We start from the raw sequence: 22,601 nt of genomic DNA, 5'->3' as shown, positions 1-22,601 counted from the left end.
AAGCGATTACCCCATGACGACGCGTACCCGTATCCTCACCGGCATCACCACCACCGGCACGCCGCACCTGGGCAACTACGCGGGTGCGATCCGCCCCGCGATTCTTGCCAGCCAGGATGCGAATGCCGACTCCTTCTACTTCCTGGCCGACTACCACGCCCTGATCAAATGCGATGACCCGCAGCGCATCCAGCGCTCGCGTATGGAAATCGCCGCGACCTGGCTGGCCGGTGGCCTGGATGTGAACCGGGTGACCTTCTACCGTCAGTCCGACATTCCGGAAATTCCCGAACTGACCTGGTTGCTGACCTGCGTGGCCGCCAAGGGCCTGCTCAACCGCGCCCACGCCTACAAGGCCTCGGTGGACAAGAACGTGGAAACCGGCGAAGACCCGGACGCGGGCATCACCATGGGGCTGTACAGCTACCCGGTACTGATGGCGGCGGACATCCTGATGTTCAACGCGCACAAGGTGCCGGTGGGGCGCGACCAGATCCAGCACGTGGAAATGGCCCGCGACATCGGCCAGCGTTTCAACCACCTGTTCGGCAATGGCAAAGAATTCTTCACCATGCCTGAGGCATTGATCGAAGAAAGCGTCGCCACCTTGCCGGGCCTGGACGGCCGCAAGATGTCCAAGAGCTACGACAACACCATCCCGTTGTTCACCAGCGCCAAGGACATGAAGGACGCGATCTCGCGCATCGTCACCGACTCGCGCGCCCCCGGCGAAGCCAAGGACCCGGATAACTCACACCTGTTCACCCTGTACCAGGCGTTTGCGAGCAAGGCCCAGGAAGAGGAATTCCGCGCCGAACTCCTGCAAGGTCTGGGCTGGGGTGAGGCGAAGAATCGTCTGTTCCAACTGCTCGACGGCCAGTTGGGTGAAGCCCGCGAGCGTTACCATCAACTGATGTCGCGCCCATCGGACATGGAAGACCTGTTGCTGGTTGGCGCCAAAAAAGCCCGTGCCGTGGCCGCGCCGTTCCTGGCCGAGCTGCGTGAAGCGGTGGGCCTGCGTTCGTTCGTCAATCAGGCTGCGGCGCCGGTCGCCAGCAAAAAGAAAGCCGCGAAAGCCGCGCGTTTTGTGAGCTTTCGCGAAGACGACGGCAGCTTCCGTTTCCGCCTGCTGGCGGCCGACGGCGAGCAATTGCTGCTGTCACGCAACTTTGCCGACGGCAAAGCGGCGGGCGCGGTGACCAAGCAACTGCAAAGCGGCGATGCTTTGGATGTACGCTCCGACGCCCTGAGCTTCAGCGTGTGGCTGGACGGCGCCGCGGTGGCCGACAGTGCCGAGTTCGCCGACGGCGCCTCGCGTGACGCAGCCATTGAAGCCTTGCGCACTGCGTTGACCCCCATCGAGGATTAACCCGACCAAGGGTTGATTGCCATTATCCAGGGCCGTCGTTACAGTGTCGGCCCGTTTTTGTTGCCTTGCTAACGAAATTATGACGCCCCTAGAACGATATCAAGCTGATCTGAAACGCCCTGAATTCTTCCATGACGCGGCCCAGGAAACGGCGGTGCGTCATCTGCAGCGCCTGTATGACGACCTGGTCGCGGCCTCGCAAAGCAAGCCAGGGATGCTCAGCAAGCTGTTTGGCAAGAAAGACCGCACGCCGGTCAAGGGCCTGTACTTCTGGGGTGGCGTGGGCCGTGGCAAGACCTACCTGGTCGACACCTTCTTTGAAGCGCTGCCGTTCAAGGAAAAGGTCCGCACGCACTTCCACCGTTTCATGAAGCGCGTGCACGAAGAGATGAAGACCTTGCCGGGCGAGAAAAACCCGCTGACCATCATCGCCAAGCGCTTTTCCGACGAGGCGCGGGTCATCTGCTTCGATGAGTTCTTCGTGTCCGACATCACCGACGCCATGATCCTCGGCACGTTGATGGAAGAGCTGTTCAAGAACGGCGTGACACTGGTGGCCACCTCGAACATCGTGCCGGACGGCCTGTACAAGGATGGCCTGCAGCGCGCGCGCTTCCTGCCGGCCATCGCGCTGATCAAGCAGAATACCGACATCGTCAACGTCGACAGCGGCGTCGACTATCGCCTGCGTCACCTCGAGCAAGCGGAGCTGTACCACTATCCGCTGAACGAAGCGGCCCACGACAGCCTGCGCAAAAGCTTCCGTGCCCTCACGCCGGAATGCACCCAGGCGGTGGAAAACGACAAGCTGATGATCGAGAACCGCGAGATGATCGCGCTGCGTACCTGTGATGACGTGGCCTGGTTCGAATTCCGCCAACTGTGCGACGGCCCGCGCAGCCAGAACGACTACATCGAGCTGGGCAAGATTTTCCACGCGGTGATCTTGAGCGGCGTCGAGCAGATGGGCGTCACCACCGACGACATCGCGCGCCGCTTCATCAACATGGTCGACGAGTTCTACGATCGCAACGTCAAGCTGATCATCTCGGCGGAAGTTGAGCTCAAGGATCTTTACACCGGTGGCCGCTTGAACTTCGAGTTCCAGCGTACCCTGAGCCGCTTGCTGGAAATGCAGTCCCACGAGTTCCTGTCGCGCGGTCACAAGCCCTAGGTCAAATGCAGATCAAAATGTGGGAGGGGGCTTGCTCCCGATAGCGGTGGATCAGTCAACATCTTCAGTGACTGACACTCTGCTATCGGGAGCAAGCCCCCTCCCACTTGTTTTACTGTGTTTGGCTGGGGCTACGCGGCCTGCTGGAATTGCTGGCGATACTGGTTCGGCGACAGCTCCGTGTGCTGCCTGAACAGCCGTGCAAAGAAGCTCGCATCGTCGTAACCCACCTCATAGCTGATGGTCTTGATGCTCTTGCGGCTGCCCGAGAGCAGGCCCTTGGCTGTCTCGATACGCAGGCGTTGCAGGTAGTGCAGCGGCTTGTCACCGGTAGCGGTCTGGAAGCGGCGCATGAAGTTGCGGATGCTCATGCCGTGTTCGCGGGCGACGTCTTCGAAGCGGAACTTGTCGGCGAAATGCTCTTCGAGCCAATGCTGGATCTGCAGGATGATCACATCCTGGTGCAGTTTCTGCCCGCCAAACCCGATACGCCCCGGCGCATAGTTGCGCTGCACTTCGTAGAGAATATCGCGGGCCACGGCCTGGGCGATGTTGGCGCCGCAGAATCGTTCGATCAGGTAGATGTAGAGGTCGCACGCCGAGGTGGTCCCGCCGGCGCAATACAAGTTGTCGGCGTCGGTGAGGTGCTTGTCCTGGTTGAGTTGTACCTTGGGGAAACGTTCGGCGAAGGCGTTGAAGAAGCGCCAGTAGGTGGTCGCCTCCTTGCCATCGAGCAATCCCGCCTCGGCCAGCCAGAACACGCCGGTCGCTTCGCCACAGAGTACGGCGCCACGGGCGTGTTGTTCGCGTAACCACGGCAGCACTTGTGGGTAGCGCACGCAGAGCGCGTCAAAGTCATCCCAGAAGGCCGGCAGTACGATGATGTCGGCGTCTTCCAGGCCACCGTCGACCGGCATGATCACGTCGCTGAAACTGCGCACAGACTTGCCGTCGGGGCTGACCAGGCGCGTTTCGAACGCGGGCGTAAGGCCCTGGCCGAGTTGTTTGCCATGGCGCAGGCTGGCCAGATGGAAGAAATCCTTGGCTTGCATGAGGGTGGACGCGAATACCCGATCAATGGCCAAAATGCTGACGCGCCGCAAGGGCGTGGAGATTTGGTTAGACATAATTTCATTTATTCTTATAGGGGAAAGTGGTCACCAGACGGCTGGATCGTCTTATTTTTTGTCGCATGTGTCCAGTGTCCCGTGACGCTTTCGCGGCCTAGGCTCTGTTGGCTGGCCTTTGTCCGACAATCCACACAGGTGACCCATGATTCCCAGAACTTTATTCAGTCCGGAGCACGAGCTCTTTCGCGAGAGCGTGCGCACCTTCCTCGAAAAAGACGCCGCGCCTTTCCATGGGCAATGGGAAAAGCAGGGTTATATCGACCGCGAACTGTGGCGCAAGGCGGGGGAGGCCGGGATGCTGTGCTCCCATCTGCCGGAGGAATATGGCGGCCTGGGGGCGGACTTTCTCTACAGTGCGGTGGTGATCGAGGAGATCAGTCGGCTGGGCCTGACCGGCATCGGCTTTTCCCTGCATTCGGATATCGTCGCGCCTTACATCCTGCATTACGGCAGCGAGGCGCTGAAGCACAAGTACCTGCCCAAATTGATCGCCGGCGACATGGTCACTGCCATTGCGATGACCGAGCCGGGTGCCGGCTCCGACCTGCAAGGGGTCAAGACCAGCGCCGTGCTGGACGGCGATGAGTATGTGATCAACGGCTCCAAGACGTTCATTACCAACGGCTATCTGGCTGACCTGGTGATCGTGGTGGCCAAGACCGATCCCAAGGCGGGCGCCAAGGGCACCAGCCTGTTCCTGGTGCAGGCCGATACGCCGGGCTTCGCCAAGGGCAAACGCCTGGAGAAGGTAGGCATGAAGGCCCAGGACACCTCGGAGCTGTTCTTTCAGGACGTACGCGTGCCCAAGGAGAACCTGCTGGGCCAGGCAGGCATGGGCTTCGCGTATTTGATGCAGGAGCTGCCGCAGGAGCGTCTGACGGTGGCAATCGGTGCCTTGTCATCCGCCGAAGCCGCGTTGCAATGGACCTTGGAATATACCCGCGAGCGCCAGGCGTTCGGCAAGGCGATTGCCGACTTTCAGAACACGCGCTTCAAGCTGGCGGAGATGGCCACCGAAATTCAGATCGGCCGGGTATTCATCGACCAGTGCATGGCGTTGCACCTGCAAGGCAAGCTGGACGTACCCACGGCGGCGATGGCCAAGTACTGGGCCACGGACCTGCAATGCAAGGTGCTCGATGAGTGCGTGCAGCTGCACGGCGGCTACGGCTTCATGTGGGAATACCCGATTGCCCGTGCCTGGGCGGATGCGCGGGTGCAGCGTATTTATGCGGGGACCAATGAGATCATGAAGGAGATCATTGCGCGGGCGCTTTGATTTTGGGGTGCCCCTTGAGGGCCTCGTCGGGGGCAAGCTCCTCCCACACTTGAACTTGTGAACCCAGTCAAATGTGGGAGGGGCGGTGCGACGATTCGACTTGCTCCCGATGGCGGCCTAAAGGTCAGTCAAGGCGCCGGATTCGGATGATCCTTCTGAATCGCCTCGATCCCCTCCAGCACCTCTTTCGAGAGTTTCAGCTCGGCACTGGCGATGTTGCTATCCAACTGCTCCAGCGATGTGGCGCCAATGATATTGCTGGTCACGAACGGCTGCTGCGTCACAAACGCCAACGCCATCTGTGCCGGGTCCAAACCGTGCTCGCGCGCCAGGGTCACATAACGGCTGCAGGCCGTTTCCGACTGCGGGTTGAAATAGCGGCTGAAGCGGCTGTATTCGGTCAGGCGTGCTTTGGCCGGACGTGCGCCGCCCTCGTACTTGCCACTGAGCATACCGAACGCCAGGGGCGAATAAGCCAACAGGCCACATTGTTCGCGAATGGCAACTTCCGCCAGGCCCACTTCAAAGCTGCGGTTGAGCAGGTTGTAGGGGTTCTGGATCGACACCGCGCGCGGCCAGCCACGGGCTTCGGCCAGGGCCAGGAACTTCATGGTGCCCCACGGGGTTTCGTTGGACAGGCCGATATGGCGGATTTTTCCGGCCTTGACCTGCTCGTCCAGCGCTTCGAGGGTTTCCTCCAGCGGGGTCAGGTCGTCTTCGTCCTTGTGCTTGTAGCTCAGTTGGCCGAAGAAGTTGGTGCTGCGCTCCGGCCAGTGCAGTTGGTAGAGGTCGATCCAGTCGGTTTGCAGGCGCTTGAGGCTGGCATCCAGGGCTTGGGCGATGTGCTTGCGGTTGTGACGCAGGTAGCCGTCACGGATGTAGTCGATGGTGTTGCCAGGGCCCGCGATCTTGCTGGCGAGGATCCAGTCGGCGCGATCGCCACGGCTTTTGAAATAATTGCCGATGTAGCGCTCGGTGGTGGCGTAGGTGTCGGCCTTGGGCGGCACCGGGTACATTTCCGCCGTATCGAGGAAGTTGATCCCCGCGGCCTTGGCCCGCTCGATCTGCGCGAAGGCCTCTGCCTCGCTGTTCTGCTCGCCCCAGGTCATGGTGCCCAAGGCTATCGCGCTCACGTTCAGATCCGTACGGCCCAGCTGTCGATAATCCATCGGGTACTCCTTCAGGGAAAACAATCATAAAAGCAGGTTGAATTTTTTTTCGCAATCTGCATAATTGCCCACCTCTTTCTGCAGTGGAAGTGATGCGCCGTCTGCCGAAGAATCTTGCCGTTGAACGGACGCGCCGACCCGAGCCCCCGATAGCGTCTGTATCCGGCTGCCTTTGACTTGTCAAAGTACGCACTATTCAGTAAGATCCGCCGTCTAATTTACAGGGCGGCCCCTGAGGCTATTAAAGAATGACAACTTTTACTGCAAAACCGGAAACAGTTCAGCGCGACTGGTTTGTCGTCGACGCCGCTGGTCAGACCCTGGGTCGTCTGGCCACTGAAGTCGCCAGCCGTCTGCGTGGCAAGCACAAGCCTGAGTACACCCCTCACGTTGACACCGGTGACTACATCGTGATCATCAACGCTGAGCAGGTACGTGTTACCGGCAACAAAGCGCAAGACAAAATGTACTACCGTCACTCCGGTTTCCCAGGCGGTATCAAGTCTTCGAACTTTGAAGGCCTGATCTCCAAGAAGCCTGAAGCCCCGATCGAAATCGCGGTCAAAGGTATGCTGCCTAAGGGCCCTCTGGGTCGCGATATGTTTCGCAAGCTGAAAGTCTATGCGGGCGCTGTACACCCTCATGCTGCTCAGCAGCCCCAAGAACTGAAGTTTTAACGGAATAGTTCATTATGTCGGCGACTCAAAATTACGGCACTGGCCGTCGCAAAACCGCAACCGCTCGCGTTTTCCTGCGTCCGGGCACTGGTAACATCTCGATCAACAACCGCACCCTGGACAACTTCTTCGGCCGCGAAACTGCCCGCATGGTAGTTCGTCAGCCGCTGGAATTGACCGAGACCGTTGAAAAGTTCGACATCTACGTCACCGTTATCGGTGGCGGTGTAAGTGGTCAAGCTGGCGCAATCCGCCACGGTATCACTCGCGCTCTGATGCAGTACGACGAAACCCTGCGTGGCGCTCTGCGCAAAGCTGGCTTCGTGACTCGCGATGCCCGTGAAGTTGAACGTAAGAAAGTCGGTCTGCGTAAAGCGCGTAAGCGTCCGCAGTACTCGAAGCGTTAATTCGCTTTACGTTCCACAAAAACGCCCAGCCTCCTCACGGAGCTGGGCGTTTTTTATTGCCTGCGATTTATGCACATTTTTTACCGTGACAACTTGCCACATCCGTAGACCCCCTATACTACAAGGCCTGGGGGTAGTGGTCCGGGCAATTCCCTTGTCATACGTGGGGCTTTTCATTACCATCCGTCAAAATTTTTATAAGTAAAGATTCAACACTTAGTAGACGCCTGATTTAACAGGCCAAAAAGCTGATGGGAGAGGACTGAATGAGCAATGACGGCGTGAATGCAGGCCGGCGTCGCTTCTTGGTAGCAGCCACATCCGTGGTGGGTGCTGCAGGAGCGGTGGGGGCTGCGGTCCCGTTCGTGGGGTCATGGTTTCCCAGTGCCAAGGCGAAAGCCGCAGGTGCACCGGTGAAGGTGAATGTCAGCAAGATCGAGCCAGGCCAGCAAATGATTGCTGAATGGCGCGGCCAGCCGGTATTCATTGTTCGTCGTACCGAGGAAATCCTGGGAAATCTGAAAAAGATCGAAGGTCAGTTGTCCGACCCGAAATCCGAGAAATCCGACCAACCCGCCTACGCCAAAAACGAAGCACGTTCGATCAAGCCAGAGATTCTGCTGCTGGTCGGGCTGTGTACCCACCTGGGTTGCTCGCCCACGTTTCGCCCGGAGGTCGCGCCTGTCGACCTGGGCAAGGACTGGGTTGGCGGTTATTTCTGCCCATGCCACGGTTCTCACTACGACCTCGCCGGTCGCGTCTACAAGTCCCAGCCTGCTCCATTGAACCTGCCCGTGCCCCCGCATACCTACGAAACTGACGACCTTATTGTCATTGGCCTCGATAAGGAGAACGCGTGATGAGCAAGTTCATGGATTGGGTCGATGCGCGCTTTCCCGCCACTAAAATGTGGGAAGACCATCTCAGCAAATATTACGCGCCAAAAAACTTCAACTTCTTCTACTTCTTCGGCTCCCTGGCCCTGCTGGTGCTGGTCAACCAGATCGTCACCGGCGTCTGGCTGACAATGAGCTATACCCCGTCGGCGGAAGAGGCGTTTGCCTCCGTCGAATACATCATGCGTGACGTCGAGTACGGCTCGATCCTGCGCCTGCTGCACTCCACCGGCGCTTCGGCGTTCTTCATCGTGGTCTATCTGCACATGTTCCGTGGTCTGCTCTACGGTTCCTACCAGAAACCGCGTGAGTTGGTGTGGGTCTTCGGCATGCTGATCTACCTGGCGCTGATGGCTGAAGCCTTCATGGGTTACCTGCTGCCATGGGGCCAGATGTCGTACTGGGGCGCCCAGGTGATCATCTCGCTGTTCGGTGCTATCCCGGTGATCGGCAATGACCTGACCCAGTGGATCCGCGGTGACTACCTGATCTCGGGCATCACCCTGAACCGCTTTTTCGCCTTGCACGTCGTGGCCCTGCCTATCGTGATCCTGGGCCTGGTGGTGCTGCACATCCTGGCGCTGCACGAAGTGGGTTCCAATAACCCGGATGGCGTGGACATCAAGAAGCACAAGGACGAGAACGGCATCCCGCTGGATGGCATTCCGTTCCACCCGTACTACACCGTGAAAGACATTGTCGGCGTCGTAGTGTTCCTGTTCGTGTTCTGCTCGATCGTGTTCTTTTTCCCGGAGATGGGCGGTTATTTCCTGGAGAAGCCTAACTTCGAACAAGCCAACGCCTTCAAGACACCTGAGCACATTGCTCCGGTCTGGTACTTCACGCCGTTCTACGCGATCTTGCGGGCGATCCCCGACAAGCTCATGGGTGTGATCGCCATGGGCGCGGCCATTGCGGTGCTGTTCGTACTGCCTTGGCTCGACCGAAGCCCGGTCAAGTCCATGCGCTACAAAGGCTGGCTGAGCAAGATCTGGCTGTGGGTGTTCTGCATTGCATTCGTGATCCTGGGCGTGCTGGGTGTGCTGGCGCCAACCCCTGAGCGTACGTTGCTGTCGCAGGTCTGCACCTTCCTGTATTTCGCCTACTTCATTCTGATGCCGTTCTACACCCGGCTCGAGAAGACCAAACCGGTTCCGGAAAGGGTGACTGGCTGATGAAAAAATTATTTGTTGCATTGATGCTTGCGGCGCTGCCGCTACTGTCCTTCGCCGCCGAGCACGGTGGCCCGGAACTGGAAAAAGTCGACATCGACGTGTCTGACAAGGCTGCCCTGCAAGACGGCGCGCGCACCTTCGCCAACTACTGCATGGGCTGCCATAGCGCCAAGTTCCAGCGTTATGAGCGCGTGGCCGATGACCTGGGCATCCCCCACGAGTTGATGTTGGATAAACTGGTGTTCACCGGCGCCAAGATTGGCGACCACATGAACATCGGCATGAAGCCGGCGGACGCCAAGGCCTGGTTCGGGGCTGCACCGCCCGATCTGACCCTGGTAGCCCGCGTGCGCGGCACCGACTGGCTCTACGGCTACCTCAAGTCCTTCTACGAAGACCCGGCGCGCCCTTGGGGTGTGAACAACAAGGTGTTCCCGAACGTCGGCATGCCTAACGTTCTGGTCGGCCTGCAGGGTCGCCAAGTGGTAGGATGCAAGCAGGTTCAGGTCGTTGATAACGGCAAGAAGCAATATGATCCGTTGACCGGTACGCCTCTGACTCATGAAGCATGCGATCAACTGACCATCGTGCCCAAGACCGGTACGCTGAACGAAGAGCAGTTTGACGAGAAGGTCAGGAACCTGGTGACCTTCCTGGCCTACTCGGCCAACCCGGTCAAACTGCAACATCAGCGCATCGGTACGTACGTCTTGCTGTACCTGGCTTTCTTCTTCGTATTCGCTTATCTGCTCAAGCGCGAATACTGGAAGGATGTGCATTGATCCAACCGTAAGCAATTGCTGTTAATCTTGCGCGCCCAGCGGCATCTCTGAACACGTAGCGACCCGGTTATCGGGTACTACAGAGATGCTCTCTGGGCGCGCTCGTTTTTGAGCTTTCGATAATTTCAACAAGCGAGGAGGACCGCCATGGGCGTGACCAATCGGTTGGCCTGTTACTCCGACCCCGCCGACCACTATTCCCACCGGGTACGTATCGTGCTCGCAGAGAAGGGTGTCAGCGCCGAGATCATCAGTGTGGAGGTGGGTCGTCATCCGCCGAAGCTGATCGAAGTGAACCCTTACGGCAGCTTGCCCACCCTGGTCGATCGTGACTTGGCGTTGTGGGAGTCGACCGTGGTGATGGAATACCTGGATGAGCGTTACCCGCATCCGCCTTTGCTGCCGGTGTATCCGGTGGCGCGTGCCAACAGCCGTCTGCTGATCCATCGGATCCAGCGTGACTGGTGTGGGCTGGTGGACCTGATACTCGATTCGCGCAGTAAAGAGGCGGCCCGTGTTGTGGCGCGTAAGGAATTGCGCGAAAGCCTGACAGGCGTTTCGCCGTTGTTCGCCGATAAACCTTTTTTTCTCAGTGAGGAACAAAGTTTGGTGGATTGCTGCCTATTGCCGATACTCTGGCGTTTGCCGATCCTGGGCATTGAACTGCCACGGCCGGCCAAGCCGTTGCTTGATTACATGGAGCGCCAATTTGCGCGTGAGGCTTTCCAGGCGAGTCTGTCTGGTGTAGAACGCGATATGCGCTAAGGCTTAAGGAGCCGCTGATGAACTCCAGTCGACCCTACCTGGTCCGCGCGCTCTACGAGTGGATTGTGGACAACGATTGCACCCCGCACATGCTGGTCAATTCCGAGTTTCCTGCGGTTCAGGTACCGCAGGGTTTTGCCAGTGACGGGCAGATTGTGCTGAACGTGTCACCCAGTGCCGTGCGCCACCTGCACATGGACAATGAAGCAGTCAGCTTCGAAGGGCGTTTCGGCGGTGTGCCGCACACGCTGTACGTACCGATTGGCGCCATCCTCGGGATCTACGCCCGGGAGAATGGCCAAGGCATGGTGTTCGATCTGGAGTCGCCTTTCGAGGATGACGAAACGATCGAAAGTGAAGACGGTGATGATCTGCCGCCGCCCGATTCCGAGCCACCGCGTCCAAGCGGCCGGCCGAGTCTGAAAGTGGTCAAATAAGCGGTTTTTCCGTCAGACCTGCCTGAAAAATGCCTCGATTGATGTCGGGGCATTTTTTTGCGCGCAGGATATGGATGAAAGTCGTGCCCGGACGGTGATCGTACAACCGCCATGGGCTATGATGCGTGCTCAAGTTCACCGAGAAAGATGATCCATCATGGAAAACGCCAACACCGCCTCTCGTCTTCCCCGCAAGCGCCGCAGCCTTGCCCAGGAATTGGTCACGGTGTTGTCCGAGCAGATCCGCGATGGCGAGCTTAAACGGGGCGATAAACTGCCCACCGAATCGGCGATCATGCAAGCCCACGGTGTAAGCCGTACGGTGGTACGCGAAGCCATTTCGCGCCTGCAGGCGGCGGGGCAGGTGGAAACCCGTCATGGCATCGGCACCTTTGTACTGGATACGCCGAGCCCCAGCGGTTTTCGCATCGACCCGGCCACGGTGGTCACACTGCGTGATGTGCTGGCGATCCTGGAGCTGCGCATCAGCCTGGAAGTAGAGTCGGCCGGTCTGGCCGCACTGCGTCGCAGCGACGAGCAACTGGCGGCCATGCGCGCGGCGCTCGATGCCTTGAATGAAAGCGCCGCCCATGCGGGCGATGCGGTCGCTTCCGACTTCGCGTTCCACCTCGAAATTGCGCTGTCCACCGGCAACCGCTATTTCACCGACATCATGACTCACCTGGGCACCAGCATCATTCCGCGAACCCGTCTGAACTCGGCGCGCCTGGCTCATGACGACCAGCAGCATTACATGGGGCGTCTGAGCCGCGAACACGAAGAGATTTATGAAGCGATTGCCCGTCAGGATTCGGATGCAGCGCGTGCGGCGATGCGTTTGCACCTGACCAACAGCCGGGAGCGGCTGCGCCATGCGCATGAAGAGGCGCAGGCGCAGCGGGGGTAATAACCACGTTCAGCCTTTGAATCGTACTTCTACTTTTTTGGAGAGGATAGTCTGTCCTCCGTAGGTTTGGACCTCGTAGGCCAGCCACGCAGTTTTGCCTCGTAGTCGTTGTTGTGTTTCGTCATCCGGCGCCGTGGTGAAGCTGACGATGCGTGGTATTTCGATCGCATTGCCCGCGTGGGCTTCGAAGTACTCTTTGCTGTCCAGATCACGAGTGTCCTCTGGATCAGTTTCCAATAAAACTGCGCGAACGCTGACAGGGTTATCAGGCAGCGTCAGGGTCAAACCGGGCAAATCCTTGAAGTCGAGTTCATAAACGGGCGGTTCTCCTGTTGGCTTAATTCCATCGAGAGTTGGTTTTGAGTATTCCATGTTGATCGCTCCTTTTGTTTGCATCGGTAGCTGTTGATCAGCGCCGAAGCGTGGCTTCAGCTTTCAGCGGGTTATCCTCCTTCTTCTTCCAGGCGTTCTGTAACTGTTAGAAATTACAGTTACGACAGACGGTCCCCTGCGCTGCTCAAGGGCGACACGGGACCGATTACGTCAGGGCTGTGGGTGGTTTGGCTTATAGTCCTTGAGCAACAAATACGTACTCCACCCCCACCAGTCATTGGTCCAGCGCTTGTCGTTCAAGTCATTCACGTCCTTGCGACGCAGCACCTTGTCATCCTCCACTTTGAACAACGGCGAAAAATTGTTCGCCGGATTTTGCGCGGCGTTCAAGTCCGGTACATACAGCGGCGCCTTGAAATTGGCCGGGGAGGGCGTTGCACCGCTGATAAAGGTTTCAAAGATTTCATCAGCGGAAGCTTGAACCGCACGTTTGACCTGTGCCCGATTAGCCGCATCGAGGGTGTCGAAGTAGCGTTTGTCCCCATAGGCGTGCCACTCATCGCCCATGGCATTTTGCACCTTGAGCCCGAACTTGCTGTCTTCGTCGTGCATGAAGCGGCTGATCAGCGAACCGAGTTCGCTGGGTGTCACCACCGCAGCCAATTGCTTGCGTGGCACGCGCAGATGGCCTGCGGAAAACAGGTCGGTCAAAAAGTGATCAGCAAAGCCGTTCATGGCGTAAGCCAGCTCCAATGCCTGGTCGGTGCCGGTCTGGTGCGCCACCAACGCTTGTTGCAGCGCTGCGGTATGCCCGGCGAGGTACGCCGATAAGGCCCATTCACCGAAGTGGTCGGCATTGTCCGCCGCCAGTTTCAGGTAGCGCCCCAAGGGAATCAGCGCCGAAACCGCGCTGCCGCCGCCGGTGATGCGGTTCCATTCCTCGGACAACGTATCACCGAGGGCATCGTAGGCTTCGTGGGGTTGTTTGCCATCCTTGATCGCCTGGTTGACCGCGTTGATCTCCATTTGCATCACGGCGAGAATCTTGCCGGCCTCCATCCGTGATGCCGGCAATACCGCCAGCGAGTTGAAGGCGGCGTTGAAGCGTTGCACCCGCTCAGCCGGGGAGGCGCCATCGCTGATGGGGTGGCCGGGAATGCCATAGAAATCACCACCCAGAGCGATCACTTGGCCGTAGGTCAGCGCCAGCCCGTTGGGCAGGTGCAGCTCGATTTGGCGTGCGGGAATCGCCGGGGCGTCCTTGGCGAAGCGCAACAGGGTATCGTCGCCGATGGCGGTGTGTTCGCCGCCTTCGAAACGCAGGGTAGGTGGGTTCTTTTCGGGGGTTGCGAGTTCAAGACCTGACATGTTAGCTCCTTGCTATGTCGTAGGAATCTTCCTTGATAGCTGTATGTATATACAGTTAATTCGAGTATATGCCGGAAAATTCCTACGTCAAGGGCGCACCTATCGACCAACCTGAAGATGAAGGTCGATGAATTGCAGTTGACGAATCTTTTTATAGTTGTACGATGACGTACGACATCACCAAAACCGACAACAATCTTTCGACAGAAAGTCTTTACCCAGGGTGTTCGAATAATGAATCCACAAGAACTGAAGTCCATCCTTTCCCACGGTCTGCTGTCTTTCCCCGTGACCGATTTCAATGCCCAGGGTGACTTCCACCAGGCGGGCTACATCAAGCGCCTTGAGTGGCTGGCCCCTTACGGCGCCACTGCTCTGTTCGCTGCCGGCGGCACCGGTGAGTTTTTCTCCCTGGCCGCCAGCGAATATTCCCAAGTGATAAAGACCGCTGTTGATACCTGCGCCACCAGTGTGCCGATCCTCGCGGGTGTCGGCGGTGCTACTCGCCAGGCGATCGAATACGCGCAAGAAGCCGAACGCCTCGGCGCCAAGGGCCTGCTGCTGTTGCCGCACTACCTCACCGAAGCCAGCCAGGACGGCGTTGCCGCCCACGTTGAAGCGGTCTGCAAATCGGTAAACATCGGCGTGGTGGTCTACAACCGCAACGTGTGCCGCCTGACCGCGCCGCTGCTGGAACGCCTGGCCGAGCGTTGCCCGAACCTGATCGGCTACAAGGACGGCCTGGGTGACATCGAGTTGATGGTGTCGATTCGTCGTCGTCTCGGCGACCGTTTCAGCTACCTCGGCGGCCTGCCGACCGCAGAGGTTTACGCCGCTGCCTACAAGGCTCTGGGCGTGCCGGTGTACTCCTCGGCGGTGTTCAACTTCATCCCGAAAACCGCGATGGACTTCTACCACGCGATTGCCAAGGACGATCACGCCACCGTTGCCAAGATCATCGATGACTTCTTCCTGCCGTACCTGGACATCCGTAACCGCAAGGCCGGTTATGCGGTGAGCATCGTCAAGGCCGGTGCAAAAATCGTCGGCTATGACGCAGGCCCGGTGCGCACGCCGTTGACCGACCTGCTGCCGGAAGAATACGAAGCCCTGGCCGCGCTGATCGACAAGCAAGGCCCGCAATAACTTATCTACAAGGCCGCTGAGCAATCAGCGGCCTTTTGCGTCAGGAGAAGATTCGTGTCCCAAGCCAAGCGTTATGAAAACTATATCAACGGTCAGTGGGTGGCCGGCGCCGACTATTGCGCCAATATCAACCCATCGGAGTTGTCCGATGTCATCGGCGAGTATGCCAAGGCCGACGTCGCTCAGGTCAACGCCGCTATCGATGCTGCCCGCGCCGCGTTCCCGGCCTGGTCCACCTCCGGGATCCAGGCTCGCCACGATGCGTTGGATAAAGTCGGCAGCGAAATTCTCGCGCGCCGCGAAGAACTCGGCACCCTGCTGGCCCGTGAAGAGGGCAAGACCCTGCCCGAGGCTATCGGCGAAGTAACCCGCGCCGGTAACATCTTTAAATTCTTCGCCGGCGAGTGCCTGCGTTTGTCCGGTGACTACGTGCCGTCGGTGCGTCCGGGTGTCAATGTCGAAGTGACCCGCGAAGCCCTCGGCGTGGTCGGCTTGATCACCCCGTGGAACTTCCCGATTGCCATCCCCGCGTGGAAGATCGCCCCGGCCCTGGCCTACGGTAACTGCGTGGTGATCAAACCGGCCGAACTGGTGCCGGGCTGTGCCTGGGCCCTGGCGGAAATTATTTCCCGCGCCGGTTTCCCGGCCGGCGTGTTCAACCTGGTGATGGGCAGCGGCCGTGTGGTCGGCGATGTGCTGGTCAACAGCCCGAAAGTCGACGGCATCAGCTTCACCGGTTCCGTCGGTGTGGGGCGTCAGATCGCAGTCAGCTGCGTGTCGCGCCAGGCCAAGGTGCAACTGGAAATGGGCGGCAAGAACCCGCAGATCATTCTCGACGACGCCGACCTCAAGCAGGCTGTCGAGCTGTCGGTGCAGAGCGCGTTCTACTCCACCGGCCAGCGTTGCACGGCATCGAGCCGTTTGATTGTCACCGCCGGTATTCACGACCAATTCGTCGCAGCCATGGCTGAGCGTATGAAGTCGATCAAGGTCGGCCACGCGCTCAAAAGCGGTACCGACATTGGCCCGGTAGTGTCCCAGGCCCAGCTTGACCAGGACATGAAATACATCGACATCGGCCAAAGCGAAGGTGCGCGGCTGGTCAGCGGTGGCGGCCTGGTGACCTGCGACACCGAAGGCTACTACCTGGCGCCGACGTTGTTTGCCGACAGCGAAGCCCAGATGCGCATCAGCCGTGAAGAAATCTTCGGCCCGGTGGCCAACGTAGTGCGCGTGGCGGACTACGAGGCGGCGCTGGCCATGGCCAACGACACCGAGTTCGGGTTGTCGGCGGGCATTGCCACCACTTCGCTGAAATACGCCAACCACTTCAAGCGCCACTCCCAGGCCGGGATGGTAATGGTCAACCTGCCGACCGCCGGTGTGGACTATCACGTTCCATTCGGTGGCCGTAAGGGCTCGTCCTACGGGTCGCGTGAGCAAGGTCGCTATGCGCAAGAGTTCTACACCGTGGTGAAAACCAGCTACATCGGTTCGTAACACGCAGTATCCGTGGGAGCCGGACGCCTGCCGGCTCCCACACTGAACACACATAACTATTACCCGCAAAAAAAATAATTAGTGGGAGTACATCTACATGCAAGCGACCAAGCCGACCCACGTCCGCTATTTGATCCTGCTCATGCTGTTCCTGGTGACCACGATCAACTACGCCGACCGGGCCACCATCGCCATCGCGGGCTCCAGCCTGCAAAAAGACCTCGGCATCGACGCGGTCACCCTCGGTTATATCTTCTCCGCATTCGGTTGGGCCTACGTGGCCGGGCAAATTCCCGGTGGCTGGCTGCTCGATCGTTTCGGCTCGAAAAAAGTCTATGCCCTGAGCATCTTCACCTGGTCACTGTTCACCGTGCTGCAAGGCTATGTCGGTGAGTTCGGTGTCTCCACCGCAGTGGTTGCGCTGTTCATGCTGCGCTTCATGGTGGGCCTGGCCGAAGCGCCGTCCTTCCCGGGTAATGCGCGAATTGTCGCCGCCTGGTTCCCCACCGCTGAACGCGGCACGGCATCGGCGATCTTCAACTCGGCGCAATACTTCGCCACGGTGTTGTTCGCGCCGCTGATGGGTTGGATCGTCTACCGCTTCGGCTGGCAGCACGTGTTTATCGTGATGGGCGTGATCGGCATTCTGTTTTCACTGGTCTGGCTGAAAGTTATCCACAGCCCGCGCCAGCACCCGATGATCAACGAAGCCGAGTTCAATCATATCGCCGCCAATGGCGCGATGGTCGATATGGACCAGGACAAGGGCAAGGGTAAGAAAACCGACGGGCCGAAGTGGGATTACATCCGCCAACTGCTGACCAACCGCATGATGCTGGGCGTTTACCTGGGCCAGTACTGCATCAACGGCATCACCTACTTCTTCCTGACCTGGTTCCCGGTGTACCTGGTGCAGGACCGTGGCATGACCATCCTCAAGGCCGGTTTCATTGCCTCCTTACCGGCGATTTGCGGGTTTATCGGCGGCGTGCTGGGCGGAGTGATTTCCGACTATCTGCTGCGCAAGGGCCATTCGCTGACCTTCGCGCGCAAGGCGCCGATCATTGCCGGTTTGCTGGTGTCCAGCAGCATCATTGCGTGTAACTACGTCGACGTTGAGTGGATGGTGGTGGGTTTCATGGCCTTGGCCTTCTTCGGCAAGGGCGTTGGCGCACTCGGTTGGGCGGTGGTGTCCGACACCTCGCCGAAACAAATCGCCGGCCTCAGTGGCGGCCTGTTCAACACCTTCGGTAACCTGGCCTCGATCACCACCCCGATCGTGATCGGCTACATCATCAGCACCACTGGCTCGTTCAAGTGGGCCCTGGTGTTCGTCGGCGCCAACGCGCTGGTGGCGGTGTTCAGCTACCTGGTCATCGTCGGCCCGATCAAGCGTGTAGTACTCAAAGAGCCGCCAAGCAAGGGGCCAGAGTTGAACAACCTAACCCAAGCGCATTCCTGAGAGGCACCGTGATGCAGTTGATTGAACATGCCGACTCGCCACGCTCCATTCGTTTGCACGAGCGCGACAACGTAGTGATCGTGGTGAATGACCAGGGCGTACCGGCCGGGACCGAGTTCCCGGACGGCCTGGTGACGGTGGATTTCATCCCCCAGAGTCACAAGGTGACCCTGGAAGATATCCCTGAAGGCGGAGAGATTATTCGCTACGGCCAGACCATTGGTTACGCCTTGGCGCCGATTCCACGCGGCAGTTGGGTCCAGGAAGATCAACTGCGCATGCCGACCGCGCCACCCCTGGACAGCCTGCCACTGTCCACCGAAGTGCCGGAGCGCCAGGCGCCGCTGGAAGGCTTCACGTTCGAGGGCTATCGCAACGCCGACGGTACTGTGGGCACGCGCAATATCCTGGGTATCACCACCACGGTGCAGTGCGTGACCGGGGTGCTGGACCATGCGGTCAAGCGCATCAAGGACGAGCTGCTGCCCAAGTACCCGCATGTCGATGACGTGGTGGCGCTGACCCACAGCTACGGCTGCGGGGTGGCGATCACCGCCACTGACGCTTACATTCCGATCCGCACCGTGCGCAATCTGGCGCGCAACCCGAACCTGGGAGGCGAAGCATTGGTGATCAGCCTGGGCTGCGAGAAATTGCAGGCCGGGCAGGTGATGCATGACAACGACAGCTCGGTCGACCTGAGCGAGCCGTGGTTGTACCGGCTGCAGGATTCCAGCCACGGTTTTACCGAAATGATCGAGCAGATCATGGCGTTGGCTGAAACCCGCCTGAAAAAACTCGACCAGCGCCGCCGCGAAACCGTGCCGGCCTCCGAGCTGATTCTGGGCATGCAATGTGGTGGCAGTGATGCGTTTTCCGGCATCACCGCCAACCCGGCGCTGGGCTACGCCTCGGACCTGTTGCTGCGGGCCGGGGCGACGGTGATGTTTTCCGAAGTCACCGAAGTACGCGATGCCATCTACCTGCTGACTTCTCGTGCGCAGACAAAGGAAGTTGCCGAAGAGCTGGTGCGTGAAATGGACTGGTACGACCGTTACCTGGCCAAGGGCGAGGCGGACCGCAGCGCCAACACCACGCCGGGCAACAAGAAGGGTGGGTTGTCGAATATTGTCGAGAAGTCCTTGGGCTCCATCGTCAAATCCGGCAGCAGCGCGATCAATGGCGTGCTGGGCCCTGGCGAGCGGTTCAAGGGCAAGGGTTTGATCTTTTGCGCCACGCCGGCCAGTGATTTTGTGTGCGGCACCTTGCAACTGGCGGCGGGGATGAACCTGCATGTGTTCACCACCGGGCGTGGCACGCCTTACGGGCTGGCGATGGCGCCGGTGGTGAAAGTCTCGACGCGTACGGAGTTGGCGCAGCGCTGGCCGGACCTCATCGATATCGACGCCGGGCGCATCGCCACCGGGCGGGCGACTATCGAGGAGCTGGGCTGGGAGTTGTTCCACTTCTACCTGGATGTGGCCAGCGGCAAGAAGCAGACCTGGGCGGAGCATCACAAGCTGCATAACGACATCACCCTGTTCAACCCTGCGCCGATTACCTGACTGTGGTGAGCGGGCTTGCCCCGCGTTGGATGGCGAAGCCGCCCCATCTCCGGCACTGAGTTTCTCCAGTTGGAACTCAGTCGCTTGGGTTTGGGCCGGCTTCGCCACCCAACGCGGGGCAAGCCCGCTCATTACAAGGATCTAGACCAGACGAAGCGGCCTACACTGGCTTATCATTAGCCACCTAACGACGCTCACCAAGGTTCTTCCCGGCATGCTGGTTATCTTCCTCACCACCCTCACCATCACCGCGCCGGTGTTTGCCATGCTGTTTCTCGGTGTGCTGCTCAAGCGCATCAACTGGATCAACGACAACTTCATCCACACGGCTTCGTCCCTGGTGTTCAACGTCACCATGCCGGCGCTGCTGTTCCTGGGCATCCTGCATGCCGACCTGCATTCGGCGCTCAAGCCGGGGCTGCTGATTTATTTTTCAATCGCCACGTTGGTGAGCTTTGCCCTGGCCTGGGGCTGGGCGATCTTTCGTTGCAAGCGTGAAGACCGCGGCATTTACACCCAGGGCGCGTTTCGCGGCAATAACGGGGTGATCGGCCTGGCGCTGGCGGCCAGCATGTACGGCGACTATGGGATCTCGCTGGGCGCGGTCCTCGCGGCGCTGGTGATCTTGTTCTACAACACCCTGTCGACCATTGTATTGGCGGTGTATAGCCCGGTGATCAAGTCCGACCCCTGGAGCATTTTCAAGAGCGTGGTGGCCAACCCGTTGATCATCAGCGTGATCGTGGCGGCGCCGTTCGCCTATTTTCAGATTGGCCTGCCCGGCTGGCTGGAAAAGTCCTTGGCGTACTTGGCCGATACCACCTTGCCACTGGCCTTGATCTGCATCGGCGGCACCTTGTCCCTGGCGGCGCTGCGCAAAAGCGGCAACATGGCCTTGAGCGCGAGCTTGATGAAAATGGTCTGGTTGCCGATTGTCGCCACCCTGGGTGCCTGGCTGCTGGGCTTTCGCGGGCCGGAACTGGGGATTCTGTTTTTGTACTTTGGCGCACCGACGGCTGCGGCGAGCTTTGTGATGGCCAGGGCGGCCGAGGGCAATCATGAGTTGGCGGCGGCGATTATCGTGATCACCACGCTGATGGCGGCGGTGACCACGAATATCGGTATTTTTGTGTTGCAGGCGGGTGGGTGGATCTGAATGCTGCCTGACAGTTACTGCTGATCGGCCTGATACGCCTCGATCACTTCCTGCGCCGCGCGAAACGCATCAATCGCCGCCGGCACGCCCGCATACACCGCGCAATGCAGCAGCGCTTCGCGAATCTCTTCCACGGTGCAGCCATTGTTCAGTGCGCCGCGCACGTGGCCTTTAAGCTCCTGCGGGCATTTGAGTGCGGTGAGGGCGGCGAGGGTGATCAGGCTGCGGGTCTTGAGCGGCAAACCTTCGCGACTCCACACGCTGCCCCAGGCATGTTCGTTGACGAAATCCTGCAGCGGCTGGGTGAATTCAGTGGCGTTGCCCAGGGCGCGGTCGACGAATACGTCACCCATGACCTGGCGGCGCATTTCAACTCCGGACTTTTTCTGATCGGTCATTGCGATTCCCTCTTGTGTTGGCGGCGCCAGGCGCGCAGTGAGGTGAACACCAGGAACACCACCAGCGCCGGCAGGACGTAATGCAGCATCAATTGTTCCAGCTTGTTGGCCAGGGGCATGCCGGTGGTGAATGACATCACATGCAGCCCATACGCCAGGTACAGCCCCAGCAGCACCAGGCCTTCGGCGCGGGTCACGCGGTAGCCGGTGTAGAACACCGGCAGGCACAACACCACCACGCCGAGCATCACCGGCAAGTCGAAGTCCAGAGCGTTGGGTGATACCGACAACGGCGACGGCGCCAACAGCGCGGTGAGCCCCAGCACGCCGAGCAGATTGAACAAATTGCTGCCGATCACATTGCCCACGGCAATTTCCCGCTGGCCGCGCAACGCGGCAATCAGCGAGGTGGCCAGGCAGGGCAGCGAAGTGCCGACGCCGATCAGCGTCAGGCCGACAATGCGTTCCGACAAGCCCAGGTCGCTCGCCACATCCACCGCCGCGCCCAGCAGCAGATGCCCGGCCAGCGCCAGGATCAGAAAGCCGCCGAGCATCAGCAGCACGCTGCTCAGCCAGGGCGCCTGGGCTACGGTGTCCAATGTGCGCGGGCGGCGCGAGTGGCGGGTCTGGTAGTGCAGCACCGCGAGGTAGGCCAGCAAGGCGATCAGCAGGAAAAGCCCGTCGATCGGGGTCAGCTCTTCGTTGGCCGCGAGGATAAACACCAGCAGGCCGGCAAGGATCATCACCGGGATATCCAGGCGCACCAGTTGCCGCGAGACGCGCAGGGGAATGATCAGCGCCGACAGGCCCAGGGTCACCAGGACATTGAAGATACTGCTGCCGATCACACTGCCCACGGCGATATCGGTGTTGCCGGCCAGGGTCGCCTGCAGGCTGACCGTCATCTGTGGTGCGCTGCTGCCGAAGGCCACGATGGTCAGGCCGATGATCAATGGCCGCACCTTGAGGCTTGCCGCCAGGCGCACGGCGGCGCGCACCAGGATCTCGGCACCAACGATCAGCAGCAGCAGGCCGCTGACCAGCTCGAGCAGGCTCCAGGGCGAAAGGGCGGTTAATCCGAAAATGGCCAGGCTCCCTCGTTCAGTTGCTCATGGCTTGCACGCGAACCCTGGCGGTGCCGCTGCGCAGCATGCCCAGTTGTTCGGCGGCGCGCCGTGAAAGATCAATCAAGCGCCCACGGGTATGCGGGCCGCGATCATTGATGCGGACCACGACGGATTTGTCGTTGTCCAGATTGGTGACCTTGACCTGGGTGCCGAAGGGCAGCCGCCGGTGGGCAGCGGTCAGGGAGTTTTGGTTGAAAGGTTCACCGCTGGCGGTTTTTTTGCCATGGTGCCGGGCGCCGTAATAGGAGGCGGTACCGGTTTCGTCGTAGCCGTTGGGGTCGATGAGGCCGCTGGCGCAACCGGTCAGCAGAGAAAACAGGGCCAGGAGGCCCAGTAGACGCTTCATTCAAGGAATCCCATATCAAATGTGGGAGGTCCG

General features: G+C 59.7%; 23 protein-coding genes. 16 read left to right on the top strand and 7 right to left on the bottom strand.

The features are described 5' to 3' along the window. Nucleotides 1-13: 13 nt before the first annotated feature. Complete coding sequence (locus tag V6M90_RS07625) at nucleotides 14-1,369, top strand: tryptophan--tRNA ligase (RefSeq protein ID WP_003171737.1); 1,356 nt, start codon at nucleotides 14-16, stop codon at nucleotides 1,367-1,369. Between the two features lie 79 nt (nucleotides 1,370-1,448). Continuing rightward, nucleotides 1,449-2,543: a cell division protein ZapE gene (gene zapE / locus V6M90_RS07620; RefSeq protein WP_078731552.1), complete on the top strand. Its 1,095-nt coding sequence runs from the start codon at nucleotides 1,449-1,451 to the stop codon at nucleotides 2,541-2,543. 131 nt (nucleotides 2,544-2,674) lie between these two features. Here the strand turns inward: zapE and V6M90_RS07615 are convergent, their stop codons facing one another. After that, nucleotides 2,675-3,571 carry a GlxA family transcriptional regulator gene (locus V6M90_RS07615; RefSeq protein ID WP_181408626.1) on the bottom strand — a complete coding sequence of 299 codons (897 nt, stop codon included), beginning with the start codon at nucleotides 3,569-3,571 and terminating at the stop codon, nucleotides 2,675-2,677. A gap of 244 nt (nucleotides 3,572-3,815) precedes the next feature. Between V6M90_RS07615 and V6M90_RS07610 the strand changes: the two genes are divergently transcribed. Beyond that, nucleotides 3,816-4,952, top strand: coding sequence for an acyl-CoA dehydrogenase family protein (locus V6M90_RS07610; protein ID WP_332846270.1), 1,137 nt, complete (start codon nucleotides 3,816-3,818; stop codon nucleotides 4,950-4,952). A gap of 128 nt (nucleotides 4,953-5,080) precedes the next feature. Here the strand turns inward: V6M90_RS07610 and V6M90_RS07605 are convergent, their stop codons facing one another. Beyond that, nucleotides 5,081-6,121, bottom strand: a complete 1,041-nt coding sequence (locus V6M90_RS07605) for an NADP(H)-dependent aldo-keto reductase (RefSeq protein WP_332846269.1) — start codon at nucleotides 6,119-6,121, stop codon at nucleotides 5,081-5,083. Nucleotides 6,122-6,369: 248 nt separating this feature from the next. On the opposite strand from V6M90_RS07605, the gene rplM reads away from it, so the two are divergent. The 8 genes from rplM to V6M90_RS07565 all read left to right on the top strand — a co-directional run bounded on the left by rplM (nucleotide 6,370) and on the right by V6M90_RS07565 (nucleotide 12,167). Then, nucleotides 6,370-6,798, top strand: coding sequence for a 50S ribosomal protein L13 (rplM, locus tag V6M90_RS07600; RefSeq protein ID WP_003171742.1), 429 nt, complete (start codon nucleotides 6,370-6,372; stop codon nucleotides 6,796-6,798). 14 nt (nucleotides 6,799-6,812) lie between these two features. Then, the gene (gene rpsI / locus V6M90_RS07595) at nucleotides 6,813-7,205 is read left to right on the top strand and encodes a 30S ribosomal protein S9 (RefSeq protein WP_003171743.1); all 393 of its coding nucleotides are present in this window, start codon (nucleotides 6,813-6,815) and stop codon (nucleotides 7,203-7,205) included. 266 nt (nucleotides 7,206-7,471) lie between these two features. Continuing rightward, nucleotides 7,472-8,065: a ubiquinol-cytochrome c reductase iron-sulfur subunit gene (gene petA, locus V6M90_RS07590; protein ID WP_034095877.1), complete on the top strand. Its 594-nt coding sequence runs from the start codon at nucleotides 7,472-7,474 to the stop codon at nucleotides 8,063-8,065. After that, on the top strand, nucleotides 8,065-9,276 hold the full coding sequence (locus V6M90_RS07585; protein WP_003171746.1) for a cytochrome b: 1,212 nt from the start codon (nucleotides 8,065-8,067) through the stop codon (nucleotides 9,274-9,276). Before petA ends, V6M90_RS07585 begins: the two co-directional genes overlap by 1 nt. Next, the gene (locus V6M90_RS07580; RefSeq protein WP_332846268.1) at nucleotides 9,276-10,058 is read left to right on the top strand and encodes a cytochrome c1; all 783 of its coding nucleotides are present in this window, start codon (nucleotides 9,276-9,278) and stop codon (nucleotides 10,056-10,058) included. The genes V6M90_RS07585 and V6M90_RS07580 overlap by 1 nt, the downstream gene beginning before the upstream one ends. A 147-nt stretch (nucleotides 10,059-10,205) precedes the next feature. Next, complete coding sequence (locus V6M90_RS07575) at nucleotides 10,206-10,823, top strand: glutathione S-transferase N-terminal domain-containing protein (RefSeq protein WP_003171748.1); 618 nt, start codon at nucleotides 10,206-10,208, stop codon at nucleotides 10,821-10,823. 17 nt (nucleotides 10,824-10,840) lie between these two features. Beyond that, nucleotides 10,841-11,260, top strand: a complete 420-nt coding sequence (locus V6M90_RS07570) for a ClpXP protease specificity-enhancing factor (RefSeq protein ID WP_003171749.1) — start codon at nucleotides 10,841-10,843, stop codon at nucleotides 11,258-11,260. Nucleotides 11,261-11,417: 157 nt separating this feature from the next. Next, entirely contained in the window at nucleotides 11,418-12,167 is a 750-nt protein-coding gene (locus V6M90_RS07565; RefSeq protein ID WP_003171750.1) for a FadR/GntR family transcriptional regulator, read from the top strand. Nucleotides 12,168-12,176: 9 nt separating this feature from the next. Here the strand turns inward: V6M90_RS07565 and V6M90_RS07560 are convergent, their stop codons facing one another. Further along, nucleotides 12,177-12,539: a hypothetical protein gene (locus V6M90_RS07560; protein WP_003171751.1), complete on the bottom strand. Its 363-nt coding sequence runs from the start codon at nucleotides 12,537-12,539 to the stop codon at nucleotides 12,177-12,179. Between the two features lie 171 nt (nucleotides 12,540-12,710). Next, entirely contained in the window at nucleotides 12,711-13,868 is a 1,158-nt protein-coding gene (locus tag V6M90_RS07555; protein WP_332846267.1) for a phospholipase, read from the bottom strand. Nucleotides 13,869-14,102: 234 nt separating this feature from the next. Here V6M90_RS07555 and kdgD point away from each other — a divergent pair, with 234 nt between their 5' ends. From kdgD to V6M90_RS07530, 5 genes are all read left to right on the top strand, one after another. Then, entirely contained in the window at nucleotides 14,103-15,014 is a 912-nt protein-coding gene (gene kdgD / locus V6M90_RS07550; protein ID WP_003171753.1) for a 5-dehydro-4-deoxyglucarate dehydratase, read from the top strand. 54 nt (nucleotides 15,015-15,068) lie between these two features. Beyond that, nucleotides 15,069-16,514 carry an aldehyde dehydrogenase family protein gene (locus tag V6M90_RS07545; RefSeq protein ID WP_141064362.1) on the top strand — a complete coding sequence of 482 codons (1,446 nt, stop codon included), beginning with the start codon at nucleotides 15,069-15,071 and terminating at the stop codon, nucleotides 16,512-16,514. Between the two features lie 97 nt (nucleotides 16,515-16,611). After that, nucleotides 16,612-17,976 carry an MFS transporter gene (locus V6M90_RS07540; protein ID WP_003171755.1) on the top strand — a complete coding sequence of 455 codons (1,365 nt, stop codon included), beginning with the start codon at nucleotides 16,612-16,614 and terminating at the stop codon, nucleotides 17,974-17,976. 11 nt (nucleotides 17,977-17,987) lie between these two features. Next, a complete protein-coding gene (garD, locus tag V6M90_RS07535) occupies nucleotides 17,988-19,541 on the top strand; it encodes a galactarate dehydratase (RefSeq protein ID WP_003171756.1) in 1,554 nt (517 codons plus the stop codon). A 214-nt stretch (nucleotides 19,542-19,755) separates the two neighbouring features. Then, the gene (locus tag V6M90_RS07530; RefSeq protein ID WP_332846266.1) at nucleotides 19,756-20,697 is read left to right on the top strand and encodes an AEC family transporter; all 942 of its coding nucleotides are present in this window, start codon (nucleotides 19,756-19,758) and stop codon (nucleotides 20,695-20,697) included. Nucleotides 20,698-20,711: 14 nt separating this feature from the next. Here V6M90_RS07530 and V6M90_RS07525 read toward each other — a convergent pair whose 3' ends face one another. Genes V6M90_RS07525 through V6M90_RS07515 form a run of 3 tightly spaced genes read right to left on the bottom strand, consistent with a single transcriptional unit; the run spans nucleotide 20,712 to nucleotide 22,568 of the window. After that, nucleotides 20,712-21,095, bottom strand: coding sequence for a carboxymuconolactone decarboxylase family protein (locus tag V6M90_RS07525; RefSeq protein ID WP_003171758.1), 384 nt, complete (start codon nucleotides 21,093-21,095; stop codon nucleotides 20,712-20,714). Continuing rightward, nucleotides 21,092-22,138 (bottom strand): calcium/sodium antiporter, encoded by a 1,047-nt coding sequence (locus V6M90_RS07520; RefSeq protein WP_042944178.1) that lies wholly within the window; start codon nucleotides 22,136-22,138, stop codon nucleotides 21,092-21,094. Before V6M90_RS07520 ends, V6M90_RS07525 begins: the two co-directional genes overlap by 4 nt. A 58-nt stretch (nucleotides 22,139-22,196) precedes the next feature. Next, a complete protein-coding gene (locus tag V6M90_RS07515) occupies nucleotides 22,197-22,568 on the bottom strand; it encodes a septal ring lytic transglycosylase RlpA family protein (RefSeq protein WP_003171760.1) in 372 nt (123 codons plus the stop codon). Between the last annotated feature and the right edge of the window lie 33 nt (nucleotides 22,569-22,601).

Source organism: Pseudomonas lactucae (assembly GCF_036688725.1).
In the GTDB taxonomy this organism is placed as follows: Bacteria; Pseudomonadota; Gammaproteobacteria; order Pseudomonadales; family Pseudomonadaceae; genus Aquipseudomonas; species Aquipseudomonas lactucae.
This window is presented reverse-complemented; position numbering and strand designations above follow the sequence as displayed.

Coding starts and splice junctions, on each gene's coding strand:
- V6M90_RS07625 (WP_003171737.1), top strand. CDS start 14: ATGACGACGCGTACCCGTATCCTCACCGGCATCACCACCACCGGCACG.
- zapE (WP_078731552.1), top strand. CDS start 1,449: ATGACGCCCCTAGAACGATATCAAGCTGATCTGAAACGCCCTGAATTC.
- V6M90_RS07610 (WP_332846270.1), top strand. CDS start 3,816: ATGATTCCCAGAACTTTATTCAGTCCGGAGCACGAGCTCTTTCGCGAG.
- V6M90_RS07605 (WP_332846269.1), bottom strand. CDS start 6,121: ATGGATTATCGACAGCTGGGCCGTACGGATCTGAACGTGAGCGCGATA.
- rplM (WP_003171742.1), top strand. CDS start 6,370: ATGACAACTTTTACTGCAAAACCGGAAACAGTTCAGCGCGACTGGTTT.
- rpsI (WP_003171743.1), top strand. CDS start 6,813: ATGTCGGCGACTCAAAATTACGGCACTGGCCGTCGCAAAACCGCAACC.
- petA (WP_034095877.1), top strand. CDS start 7,472: ATGAGCAATGACGGCGTGAATGCAGGCCGGCGTCGCTTCTTGGTAGCA.
- V6M90_RS07585 (WP_003171746.1), top strand. CDS start 8,065: ATGAGCAAGTTCATGGATTGGGTCGATGCGCGCTTTCCCGCCACTAAA.
- V6M90_RS07580 (WP_332846268.1), top strand. CDS start 9,276: ATGAAAAAATTATTTGTTGCATTGATGCTTGCGGCGCTGCCGCTACTG.
- V6M90_RS07575 (WP_003171748.1), top strand. CDS start 10,206: ATGGGCGTGACCAATCGGTTGGCCTGTTACTCCGACCCCGCCGACCAC.
- V6M90_RS07570 (WP_003171749.1), top strand. CDS start 10,841: ATGAACTCCAGTCGACCCTACCTGGTCCGCGCGCTCTACGAGTGGATT.
- V6M90_RS07565 (WP_003171750.1), top strand. CDS start 11,418: ATGGAAAACGCCAACACCGCCTCTCGTCTTCCCCGCAAGCGCCGCAGC.
- V6M90_RS07560 (WP_003171751.1), bottom strand. CDS start 12,539: ATGGAATACTCAAAACCAACTCTCGATGGAATTAAGCCAACAGGAGAA.
- V6M90_RS07555 (WP_332846267.1), bottom strand. CDS start 13,868: ATGTCAGGTCTTGAACTCGCAACCCCCGAAAAGAACCCACCTACCCTG.
- kdgD (WP_003171753.1), top strand. CDS start 14,103: ATGAATCCACAAGAACTGAAGTCCATCCTTTCCCACGGTCTGCTGTCT.
- V6M90_RS07540 (WP_003171755.1), top strand. CDS start 16,612: ATGCAAGCGACCAAGCCGACCCACGTCCGCTATTTGATCCTGCTCATG.
- garD (WP_003171756.1), top strand. CDS start 17,988: ATGCAGTTGATTGAACATGCCGACTCGCCACGCTCCATTCGTTTGCAC.
- V6M90_RS07530 (WP_332846266.1), top strand. CDS start 19,756: ATGCTGGTTATCTTCCTCACCACCCTCACCATCACCGCGCCGGTGTTT.
- V6M90_RS07525 (WP_003171758.1), bottom strand. CDS start 21,095: ATGACCGATCAGAAAAAGTCCGGAGTTGAAATGCGCCGCCAGGTCATG.
- V6M90_RS07515 (WP_003171760.1), bottom strand. CDS start 22,568: ATGAAGCGTCTACTGGGCCTCCTGGCCCTGTTTTCTCTGCTGACCGGT.